7 protein-coding genes are annotated in these 11,834 nt (G+C 32.4%); 1 reads left to right on the plus strand and 6 read right to left on the minus strand.

Annotated elements, in window-relative coordinates; all coding sequences use genetic code 11:
• Position 1 precedes the first annotated feature (1 nt).
• Positions 2-2,569, plus strand: coding sequence for a DEAD/DEAH box helicase family protein (locus tag ACY2RX_RS04525; RefSeq protein ID WP_490102774.1), 2,568 nt, complete (start codon positions 2-4; stop codon positions 2,567-2,569).
• A 378-nt stretch (positions 2,570-2,947) separates the two neighbouring features.
• Here the strand turns inward: ACY2RX_RS04525 and ACY2RX_RS04530 are convergent, their stop codons facing one another.
• The 6 genes from ACY2RX_RS04530 to ilvD form a co-directional block, all read right to left on the minus strand.
• Complete coding sequence (locus tag ACY2RX_RS04530; protein ID WP_490102775.1) at positions 2,948-4,540, minus strand: NADP-dependent glyceraldehyde-3-phosphate dehydrogenase; 1,593 nt, start codon at positions 4,538-4,540, stop codon at positions 2,948-2,950.
• Positions 4,541-4,650: 110 nt separating this feature from the next.
• Positions 4,651-5,913: a threonine ammonia-lyase IlvA gene (gene ilvA, locus ACY2RX_RS04535; protein WP_490102776.1), complete on the minus strand. Its 1,263-nt coding sequence runs from the start codon at positions 5,911-5,913 to the stop codon at positions 4,651-4,653.
• Positions 5,914-5,985: 72 nt separating this feature from the next.
• Positions 5,986-7,461, minus strand: coding sequence for a ketol-acid reductoisomerase (gene ilvC, locus ACY2RX_RS04540; RefSeq protein WP_490102777.1), 1,476 nt, complete (start codon positions 7,459-7,461; stop codon positions 5,986-5,988).
• A gap of 86 nt (positions 7,462-7,547) precedes the next feature.
• Positions 7,548-8,078 (minus strand): acetolactate synthase small subunit, encoded by a 531-nt coding sequence (gene ilvN / locus ACY2RX_RS04545; protein WP_490102778.1) that lies wholly within the window; start codon positions 8,076-8,078, stop codon positions 7,548-7,550.
• Between the two features lie 67 nt (positions 8,079-8,145).
• Positions 8,146-9,879 (minus strand): biosynthetic-type acetolactate synthase large subunit, encoded by a 1,734-nt coding sequence (gene ilvB / locus ACY2RX_RS04550; RefSeq protein WP_490102779.1) that lies wholly within the window; start codon positions 9,877-9,879, stop codon positions 8,146-8,148.
• Between the two features lie 95 nt (positions 9,880-9,974).
• On the minus strand, positions 9,975-11,651 hold the full coding sequence (ilvD, locus tag ACY2RX_RS04555; RefSeq protein WP_490102780.1) for a dihydroxy-acid dehydratase: 1,677 nt from the start codon (positions 11,649-11,651) through the stop codon (positions 9,975-9,977).
• Positions 11,652-11,834: the final 183 nt, after the last annotated feature.

Below are 11,834 nucleotides of genomic sequence, written 5' to 3' on the forward strand. Positions count from 1 at the left end.
TATGGCATATTTATATGATACATTAATCAAAGAATTTGGTAAAAGAGAAGTTGCAAGAACGGAAGTACCAAATTACATTTCTGACAACATAAAATACGACATAAGACCTTATCAAGAAGGATCTTTTAAACGTTTTATGCTTTGTTACAACGAAGATTTTGACGCAAAACCAAATAAGCCTTTTCACCTACTCTACAATATGGCAACTGGTAGCGGAAAAACGTTAGTTATGGCTGGTTTAATGCTGTATCTCTATGAAAAAGGCTATCGGAATTTTTTGTTTTTTGTGAATAGCAACAACATTATTACAAAAACAAAAGACAACTTTTTAAATCCTCAAGCTTCAAAATACTTATTTAGTGATAAAATAGTAATTGACAATAAAGAAATTTTAATAAAAGACGTTGACAATTTTGAGGAAGCTGATAATGAAAACATAAATATCAATTTTACAACAATACAACAATTACATATTGACTTAAATAACACAAAGGAAAATAGTGTTACTTATGAAGATTTTAAAGACAAAAAAATTGCTTTAATTGCTGACGAAGCTCATCATTTAAGTTCTGGAACAAAAAGCGGAAATTTATTTGGAAGTTGGGAAGGAACAGTTGAGGAAATATTAAAACAGAATTATGATAATATTTTGTTAGAATTTACTGCCACATTAGATTATGACACACAATCAATCGTAGAAAAGTATCAAGATAAAGTTATTCAAAAATATGATTTAGCACAATTTAGAATTGATAAATTTTCTAAAGAAATCAATTTAATAAGGTCGTTATATGATGAACAAGAACGCATTATCCAAGCCTTAATTTTAAATTTATATCGTCAGGAATTAGCAACTTCAAACAATATTAACTTAAAGCCTGTTATTCTTTTTAAGGCAAAAAGAACGATTAAGGAATCAGAAGAAAATAAAGAAAACTTCCACAAACTTATTGATGATTTTTCTGCTAAAATGGTAGAAAACATTAAAAAGACTTCGACTATTGGTATTGTTCAAAAAGCATTTGACTTTTTTGCGAAAATCAATTTGTCAAGTAATGACATCGCAAAACGAATCAAGTCAAACTTCAAAGAAGAAAATTGCATAAGTGCAAATAATGATAAAGAAGCTGAACTAAACCAAATAAAACTAAACACTCTGGAAGATGAAAACAACCCAATTAGAGCAGTTTTTGCAGTTCAAAAATTAAATGAAGGTTGGGACGTTTTAAACTTATTTGACATTGTAAGATTATACGAAGGTCAAAATACAGGTGGAACTAATACAACAATCGGAAAAACAACTCTTTCAGAAGCCCAATTAATTGGTAGAGGAGCAAGATATTTTCCGTTTAAATTAGAAGAAGGACAAGACCTTTACAAACGTAAATATGATGAAGATTTATCTAACGATTTAAAAGTTTTAGAAGAACTTTATTACCATACAAAAGAGGACAATCGTTACATTTCAGAATTGAAAAAAGCCTTGGTAGAATCTGGGATTTATGAAGATGAAGATAAATCAATACAACTTAATTTATTTCTAAAGCCAGAATTCAAGAAGACTGATTTCTATAAAACTGGAAAAGTTATTTTTAATAAGAAAATTGAGAAAAGCTACGATAATGTAAAATCGTTTTCGGATTTAGGCGTTTCAAAAAGGAATATAAGTTTTACGCTATCTTCTGGAATGGGTAAAAAAAGTAGTGTATTCTTTGAAATGGAAAACCCTAAATCTAATGACGAAGTAATTAAAGAACGAGACGTAAAAATTTCTGATATTTCAAAGCATATTATTCGCTACGCATTAACTCAAAATCCCTTTTACTATTTTGAAAATTTAGAAAGGTATTTCCCAAATACAAAATCCTTATCAAATTTTATTGACAGTAAAGAATATTTAGGAGGTTTAGAAATAACATTAAGAGGAACAAAAACAAGACTTGACGAAATTTCTAATTTCGACTATTTGTTAGCAGTTCAAAAGTTATTGCAAACCATCGAATCTGAAATAAAATCGAACTTAACAGAATATGAAGGCTCTGAATACATCAACAAAAATGTTCACGAAGTCTTTAAAGACAAGGAAATTAAAGTTTACAAAGACAGCGAAAGAGCTGATGGACAATTTGACGTAGTAAGTGAACCAGAATGGTATGTTTATAATGCTAATTACGGAACGAGTGAGGAAAAGGAGTTTGTAAAAATGTTTGCAAGAAGATTTGAGCAATTAGAAAATAATTTTGAGAACATATACTTAATCAGAAATGAAAGAGAAATTAAAATCATTGATAAATTAGGTAGAGCATTTGAACCAGATTTCGTGCTATTCTGCAAACAAAAAGCTGGAAAAGAGTTGACTTATCAAGTTTTCATTGAACCGAAAGGAAATCATTTGAAAGCACACGATAAATGGAAAGAGGACTTTTTAAAAGAAATTAGAGAGGACAAAAAAACCATTGAAATCGATTCTGATAATTATTTAATAACTGGAGTTCCTTTTTACAATAACGAAAACGAAAATGAATTTAAGGAAACATTGGAAAACACTCTGAACAATGCCAACGCATAAGCCATACACATTTGCAATTCGCTACAGCCAACACACAAGCCCAAAATTGCAAAAGAGTATGTCTTGCCAACGCACACATTTGAACTAAATAACAAACATAGGAAAACCAAGCAGAACGCAAAACACTACACACAACAACGTGTATAAAACATAGCTATTATAGGCTTTCCGAGAGGTTTTTGCTTATTTATAAAGTCCGCCAAATTTTTATTTTTGTATATTTAAAATTTAAAAGATAAATAGAAAAAATAAAAATTTGGCTCGTGCTAAATCCGAAAAGTTAGCGTTTATTTATACGCTACGTTTCATACACAAGACCGTTAGCGAAAAAAACCTCGATTTTCCAGAGTTTTTTAATATCTAAAAACTCTAATTTTATTACAAAATATAATCTGTACTGATAAAATTAGATGCTTTTTTATCTAACAATTCTTCTAAAATTGCATTATTGTATTCTGTGTCTTTAGAAGCAACAAAAGTTCTAATAGAAAAAGAACGCAAAGCATCGTGTACACTTAAAGTTGATACCGCTGAATCTTTTCTTCCTGTAAACGGATACACATCTGGCCCACGTTGAGCAGCACTATTTAAGTTTACTCTACACACCAAGTTTACCAAAGTATCTATTAAAGGTGCTAACGTTTTTACTTCGCTACCAAAAACACTTACTTGTTGTCCGTAATTAGACTCTGCCATATCATCTAAAGGTTCTTGAATGTTTTTAAAAGAAACGACAGGAACTACAGGTCCAAATTGTTCTTCTTGATACACTCTCATCTCTTTATTTACAGGATATAAAACTGCTGGAAAAATGTAATTTTCAGTGGTATCTCCTCCTTTTTTATTCATCACTTTTGCCCCTTTTGCAGTAGCATCATCAATCAATTCTTGAATATATGCTGGTTTACTTGGTTCTGGTAAAGGTGTTAGTTTTACACCTTCTTCCCAAGGATTTCCAAATTTTAAGGCGTCTATTCTTTCGGCAAAACGTTTGTTGAATTTATCTACAATATGTTCGTGTACATACAATACTTTTAAAGCTGTACAACGTTGTCCGTTAAAAGAAGTAGAACCTGTAATACATTCGTTAATTGCCAAATCTAAATCTGCATCTGGCAACACAATTCCTGGGTTTTTAGCCTCTAAACCTAAGACCAAACGCAATCTATTTTTATAAGGATGATTTGCCTGAATTGCATTGGCAGATTTACTGTTTCCAATCAAAGCCAACACATCAACTTTTCCTGTTTTCATTATTGGTGTAGCTAAAACACGGCCTCTACCATAAATAATGTTTACGACACCTTCTGGAAAAGAATTTTGAAAAGCCTCTAGTAATGGCGATAGCAATAAAACTCCGTGTTTTGCTGGCTTAAAAACAGTAGTATTCCCCATAATTAAAGCAGGAATCAACAATGCAAAAGTTTCATTTAAAGGATAATTATAAGGTCCTAAACATAAAACAACCCCTAAAGGTCCACGTCTAACATGAGCATAAACTCCGCTGTTTTTCTCAAACTTTGCAGAATTTCTATCCATTTGCTTGTAATCTTCAATCGTATCGTAAATATATTCTACAGTTCTATCGAATTCTTTTTCAGAATCTGGTAACGATTTTCCAATTTCCCACATTAATAACTTTACCACTTCATCGCGTTTGGTTTTCATTTGCTCAGCAAATTCTTCCATACATTCTATTCTGTCTGCAACACGCATTGTTGGCCACAAACCTTGCCCTTTATCATAGGCTCTATAAGCAGAGTTTAAAGCTTCTATAGCTTCATAACCTGTTAAATTAGGAACGGTTCCTAATAAGGTTGGTTTGTATTCTTTAGTTGAAGAAATTGTTGAATATACTTCAGCCATTTCTCCTTTCCACTCTCTTAATTCACCTGCAATTAAATATGTTTTTTGATGTAAAAGTGATGTTATTTTATATGCTTCTGGAATTTCTGTAAACTTTGTTTTCATAAATTGTTATTTATCCGTTTCAAATTAACAAAAATTGTAAGATATAACACGATTTATCTACTACAAATCACGAAAAGGTTTTCGAGTTTTAATGATTGATTCATTGGTTTTTACACTAAAAACTGAAACAAATCGGGTTTATCATTTAGGTAATCACCAAAAAAGTTATTTTCTTTCATTCGTTGAATTAGAGGTGCCAAATCTTTTGAAGATTTTAATTCTAAACCAACAACAGCAGCACCATTTGTTCTGTTATTTTTTTTGGTATATTCAAAATGTGTAATGTCATCATTTGGACCTAAAATTTCTGCTACAAACTCTTTTAAAGCCCCTGCTCTTTGCGGAAATTTTACAATAAAATAATGTTTTAAATTGGCATATAACAAAGCACGTTCTTTAATTTCTGCAGTTCTTGTGATGTCGTTATTACTTCCGCTAACCACACAAACTACGTTTTTACCCTTTATTTTGTCAGCAAAAAAATCTAATGCAGCAATACTTAACGCGCCAGCAGGTTCTACAACAATGGCATCTTTGTTGTATAAATCTAAAATTGTCTGACAGATTTTTCCTTCAGGAACTGTAATTACTTCCTCTAAATTCTGTTGACAAATAGCAAAGTTTAAATCGCCCACTTTTTTAACTGCTGCACCATCTACAAAAGAATCAATTTTTTGTAATGTAGTATTTTTTTTATTTCTGATAGATGTTAACATTGAGGGAGCTCCTTCTGGCTCAACCCCAATTATTTTTGTTTCTGGTGATCGATTTTTAAAGACGGATGACAATCCTGCAGATAAGCCTCCACCACCAACAGGAATAAAAATATAATCGATTTTTTTTACAGATTGTTCTAATATTTCTAACCCAACAGTTGCTTGACCTTCTATTACTTTTTTATCATTAAAAGGATGAATAAAACTTTTATTTTTTGCATCACATTCTTTTATAGCAGCATTATATGCATCATCAAAAGTATCACCATTAATAACCACATCTATAAAATTTTCGCCAAACATTTTTACTTGGTTTATTTTCTGATTTGGTGTTGGCGATGGCATAAAAATGGTTCCTTTTATCTGCAACAACTTACAAGACAAAGCAACTCCTTGTGCGTGATTTCCTGCACTTGCGCAAACAATTCCTCGTTGTTTTTCATCATCATTTAAAGAAGACATTTTATTGTAAGCGCCTCTAATTTTATAGGAACGAACTACTTGTAAATCTTCTCTTTTAAAGAAAATATTAGCTTCTAATTCTTTAGAAAGATTGTAATTTTTACTTAAAGGTGTTTTAGCAGCAACTCCTTTTAAATTTTTAGCAGCTTGCTTTACAATTTCTAAACTCGGAAAATAAATTTGTTTTGCTGGCATCTTTTATCTGTAAAAAGAAACCTGCCAAACTTTAAATTTTGACAGGTTTTAAATTTTTAAAATCTTTTGTGTTTATGCAGATTTTATTACTTTCATTGCTGTCATAGAAGCTCTTAATTCTGCTCCTATTTTTTCTACAGGATGATTTCTAATAATCGCATTAACTCGAATCAGCTCTTTGTTATCAACCTCATTAGAATCTGAATACTTTTTACCAATTACATTTGTAGAAACGGTTTTCATAAAATCAGTTAATAATGGTTTACACGCGTGATCGAATAAATAGCAACCATATTCTGCAGTATCAGAAATTACACGATTCATTTCTGCCAATTTCATTCTTGCAATGGTGTTGGCAATTAATGGTGTTTCGTGTAAAGATTCATAGTAAGCAGAAGCATTTATAATACCTGATTCTGTCATTGCTTCAAACGCTAGTTCTACACCCGCTCTTACAAAAGCAACTAATAAGGTTCCGTGGTCAAAGTATTCTTGTTCCGAGATTTCTTGATTGGTAATTTGTTGTTTTTCGAATGCAGTTTCTCCTGTTGCAGCTCTCCATTTTAATAAGTTAACATCATCATTAGCCCAGTCTTGCATCATTGTTTTAGAGAAATGACCTGTCATAATATCGTCCATATGTTTTTGAAATAACGGACGCATAATGTCTTTTAATTCTTCAGAAAGTCTAAACGCTTCCACTTTGGCAGGGTTAGACAATCTGTCCATCATATTTGTAATTCCACCGTGTTTTAAAGCTTCAGTCACTGTTTCCCAACCATATTGAATTAATTTTGCAGCATAATCAGGCTCAATTCCTTCTTCTACCATTTTATCAAAAGATAAAATGGCACCTGTTTGCAACAAACCACAAAGTATAGTTTGCTCTCCCATTAAATCTGATTTTACCTCAGCCACAAAAGAAGATTCTAAAACCCCAGCTCTATGACCACCTGTTGCTACTGCATAGGCTTTTGCTTGTGCCCAACCTTTACCTTCTGGGTCGTTTTCTGGGTGAACAGCCGTTAATGTTGGTACGCCAAATCCTCTTTTATATTCTTCTCTAACTTCAGAACCAGGGCATTTTGGCGCCACCATAATTACGGTTAAATCCTTACGGATTTGCATTCCTTCTTCAACAATATTAAAACCGTGAGAATATGATAAAGTTGCTCCTTTTTTCATTAAAGGCATTACTGCTTTTACAACATTGGTGTGTTGTTTGTCTGGTGTTAGGTTGATAACCAAATCTGCTGTTGGCAATAATTCTTCATAAGTTCCAACGGTAAATCCGTTAGAAGATGCATTTTTAAAAGAATCTCTTTTTTGGTCTATAGCTGCTTGACGTAAAGCATAAGAAATATCTAAACCAGAATCCCTCATATTTAAACCTTGGTTTAAACCTTGCGCTCCACAACCTACAATAACAATTTTCTTTCCTTTTAATGCGGTTACGCCGTCTTCAAATTCTGAAGCGTCCATAAAACGACATTTACCTAATTGTTCTAATTTCTCTCTTAATGTTAATGTGTTAAAATAATTTGACATTTTTTTTGTTTTAGTTTTTTTGATAAGAACAAAGATTTGTACACGTAATATCTATTTTCTAAAATCTAAGTTCTTTTATCTTATTCTTAGTTGTTGTATGTTTTTAATATTGATGAAATTTTCATTTCTTGTTTTGTTACTGCAATTCTACCTGAACGTGTGTATTGCATAATACCGAAAACGCTTAATTGATTGTATAATTTTACAATTTCTTCTTTTTTACCAGATTTTTCTAGCACAAAAAAATCTTTGTTCACCGTAACAATTCTGGCGTTACTTTCTTTTATAATGTTTTGTATTTGACGTTCTTCGAACAATAATTCTGACTTAATTTTAAACAAACCAGAAACTTGATAAATAGTTTCTTCATCATTATGATAATAGGCTTTAATTACCTCTACTTGCTTTTCTAGCTGACCAATAATTTTCTTAATATTTACCTCTGTCATATACACAACAAGAGTAAATTTAGAAACGCCTTCAATTTCTGATGGAGATGTATTTAAACTTTCTATATTAATATGTCTTCTTTGAAAAATTGCTGAAATTCTGTTCAACAATCCTATATTATTTTCTGTATAAATTGATACTGTAAATAGTTGTTTTTCTGTACTCATTTTTTACTGTTTAAAGTTGAAAGTTATAAAGTTGAAAAGTTCACTAATCAAGAACTAACAACTAAATCTACTCTAATCTTATATCTGAAACACTTGCTCCTGTAGGAATCATCGGAAAAACATTATCCTCTTTTTCTACACAAACCTCTAAGAAATACGCTTCTTTACTCTCCATCATTTCTTTAACAGCTTCTGCTAATTCTTCTCTTTTGGTAACTTTCTTAGCTTTTATATAATACCCTTCTGCAATTGCCACAAAATTAGGATTTGTCATTTCTGTGGATGCATAACGTTTATCAAAAAACAATTGTTGCCATTGACGTACCATTCCTAAAAAATCATTATTTAAAACTACCACTTTTAAAGCTAATCTTTGTTGAAAAATAGTACCTAATTCCTGAATGGTCATTTGGTAACCTCCATCACCAGAAATTGAAACTACTTCGCGCTCTGGAGCCGCCATTTTTGCACCAATTGCTGCTGGCAAGCCAAAGCCCATAGTGCCTAAACCACCAGAAGTAATGTTGCTTTTAGACACGTTAAAATCTGCATATCTACAAGCAATCATTTGATGCTGGCCAACATCGCTTACAATTGCAGCTTTACCTTTACTTTGTATGTTGATTTCTTTTAACACCTCTGCCATTGTTAAGCCTTCTTTTGTAGGGTACAAATCATTTTTGATTACTTTCTCATATTCAATTTTGTACAAATCTTTAAACTTTTGATGCCACTCTTGATGAGAATTTTTTCTTAATAATGGTAACAATAAATCTAAACTTGTTTTTGCATCACCTAAAACAGCAACATCTGTTTTTACATTTTTATCTATTTCTGCTGGATCAATTTCAAAATGAATCACTTTTGCTTGTTTTGCATACGTTGCTAAGTTACCAGTAACTCTATCGTCAAAACGCATTCCTATGGCAATTAAAACATCGCATTCATTGGTTAAAATATTGGGTGCGTAATTTCCGTGCATACCCACCATACCTACATTTAAAGGATGTGAAGTAGGAATTGCTGATGCTCCTAAAATTGTCCACGCAGCAGGAATTCCTGCTTTTTCTATTACTGCTTTTAGTTGTTTTTCAGCTTCACTTAAAATAACGCCTTGCCCCCAAACTATTAATGGTTTTTTAGCATTATTCATCAACTTAGCAGCAGCTTCTACAGAAGCTATTTCTGTTTCTGGTACCGGATTATAACTCCTTACTTTTGTACATTTTTCATAAGAAAAATCGAATTCTTCAAACTGAGCATCCTTTGTAATATCAATTAAAACAGGACCTGGTCTACCGCTTTTTGCTATGTAAAAAGCTTTAGCCATTACTTCTGGAATATCAGAGGCTTTTGTAATTTGACAATTCCATTTTGTAACAGGTGTAGAAATCCCCACAATATCTGTTTCTTGAAACGCATCAGAACCTAATAAATGCGACCCTACTTGACCTGTAATGCAAACCATTGGAGTTGAATCTATTTGTGCATCTGCAATACCGGTAATTAAATTGGTGGCTCCCGGACCAGAAGTAGCAATAGCTACACCAACTTTACCAGAAATTCTTGCATATCCTTGGGCAGAATGTGTTGCGCCTTGTTCATGGCGTGTTAATACGTGATGAATTTTATCTTGATATTTGAATAATTCATCATACACAGGCATAATTGCGCCTCCAGGATATCCGTATAAAATAGCTACTCCTTCTTCGATTAAACATCTAACAATTGCTTCACTACCAGAAATACGTTCTGTAGTTTTGGTCGATTTTTTTGTGTTTTTTATGGTTTGTGTTTCCATTCTTTTATTTTTAGATGAAAGAATAGAGATAAAAGAACAAAGACTTTCCTATCTAACGTCTTTTTTCTATTTTCTATCCTCTCTTTTCTTCTATTTTACAAATCAGTAACACATCCTTTAGAGGCAGATGCTACTGTTTTTGCGTATTTGTATAAAATTCCTTTTTTGTGTTTCGGTTCTGGAGCTTGCCAATTTGCTTTTCTTTCTGCCAATTCTTCATCAGAAATTAAAACATTAATAGTGTTATCTTCTGCACTAATTCTAATTTTGTCTCCTGTTTTTAAAATTCCAATGGTTCCTCCAGATTGTGCTTCTGGTGTAATATGACCTACCACAAAACCGTGTGTTCCTCCAGAAAAACGACCATCTGTAATTAATGCGACAGATTTACCTAAACCTGCGCCCATAATTAAAGACGTTGGTTTTAACATTTCTGGCATTCCTGGACCACCTTTTGGACCTACATATCTAATGACGACTACATCTCCTTTTTCTACTTCACCGTTTGAAATTCCTGTATTTGCAGCTTGTTCTCCATCATAAACCACAGCTTTACCTTCAAACAGCAAGCCTTCGTTACCTGATATTTTTGCGACTGCTCCTTCTTCGGCAAGATTACCGTATAAAATTTGTAAGTTTCCTGATGATTTTAAAGCTTTATCTGTTGGATAAATTACATCTTGGTCTTCAAATTCCATTGCATCAACATCAGCTAAATTTTCAGCTAATGTTTTACCAGTTACTGTTAAACAATCTCCGTGTAAAAAACCGTTGTCTAACAAATATTTCATTATTGCAGGTGTACCACCAACGCCATGCACATCTTCCATTAAGTATTTTCCTGACGGTTTTAAGTCAGCAATTAATGGGGTTCTGTCTGAAACTCTTTGAAAATCTTCTAAAGTAAATTCGATATCAGCAGTGTGTGCAATGGCTAAAAAGTGTAAGACTGCATTGGTAGAACCTCCTAAAGCATTTACCAAAGCAATTGCATTTTCTATCGATTTTTTAGAAATGATATCTAAAGGTTTTAAATCTAATTCTAATAGATTTTTTATGGCTCTTGCTGTTCTTTCTGATTCTGATAATTTATTAGGATTTTCTGCAGGAATGGATGAATTGTATGGCAATGCAAAACCCATACATTCTATGGCAGAAGCCATTGTATTTGCAGTATACATACCGCCACAAGCACCTGCACCTGGAATGGCTCTTTTAATGATTTCTCTGTATTCTTCTTCTTCAATTTCGCCAGCAACTTTTTGACCTAAAGCTTCGAAAGCAGAAACAATATTTAGTTTTCTTCCTTTGTAATTTCCTGAGGCAATTGTACCTCCATACATCATAATTGATGGTCTGTTTAAACGCAACATTGCCATTAGTGCACCTGGCATATTTTTATCGCAACCAACAATAGCAATTAAGCCATCGTAACTTTGCGCATTCATAACCGTTTCTATAGAATCTGCAATAATATCTCTAGAAACTAACGAATAATTCATACCAGAAGTTCCCATAGAAATTCCGTCTGAGACACCAATTGTATTGAACCCTAAACCAACTAAATCTGCAATTTTACACTCGACTTTAACCTCGTCTTTTAAGCTATTTAAATGCATATTGCATGGGTTACCATCATAACCTGTGCTCGCAATTCCTACTTGCGCTTTTTGCATATCTTCATCTGTTAAACCTACAGCATACAACATAGCTTGAGATGCTGGTTGAGATTCGTCTTGGGTTAATCTGCTACTGTGCTTATTTAGTTTCATTTAATGGTTTCTTCGTTTTGTTATCAAAATTACTATGTTTCTCTATTTTATTTGAATTAAATTGAATACTTACCTTTACTTTCAATTGTTAAAAAAACACCATAAAAAACTAAATTACAGACACTTACAAAAACTCTACTATGATGTTCAATTGTTAAAATAAATGCAACAAAAAACCTTCCG

Source organism: Polaribacter sp. 2405UD43-2, from assembly GCF_058147125.1.

What these genes read in the sequence shown, in the direction of transcription:
- ilvA (WP_490102776.1), bottom strand. Translation starts at nt 5,913, where the DNA reads ATGCCAGCAAAACAAATTTATTTTCCGAGTTTAGAAATTGTAAAGCAA.
- ilvC (WP_490102777.1), bottom strand. Translation starts at nt 7,461, where the DNA reads ATGTCAAATTATTTTAACACATTAACATTAAGAGAGAAATTAGAACAA.
- ilvD (WP_490102780.1), bottom strand. Translation starts at nt 11,651, where the DNA reads ATGAAACTAAATAAGCACAGTAGCAGATTAACCCAAGACGAATCTCAA.
- ilvB (WP_490102779.1), bottom strand. Translation starts at nt 9,879, where the DNA reads ATGGAAACACAAACCATAAAAAACACAAAAAAATCGACCAAAACTACA.
- ACY2RX_RS04525 (WP_490102774.1), top strand. Translation starts at nt 2, where the DNA reads ATGGCATATTTATATGATACATTAATCAAAGAATTTGGTAAAAGAGAA.
- ACY2RX_RS04530 (WP_490102775.1), bottom strand. Translation starts at nt 4,540, where the DNA reads ATGAAAACAAAGTTTACAGAAATTCCAGAAGCATATAAAATAACATCA.
- ilvN (WP_490102778.1), bottom strand. Translation starts at nt 8,078, where the DNA reads ATGAGTACAGAAAAACAACTATTTACAGTATCAATTTATACAGAAAAT.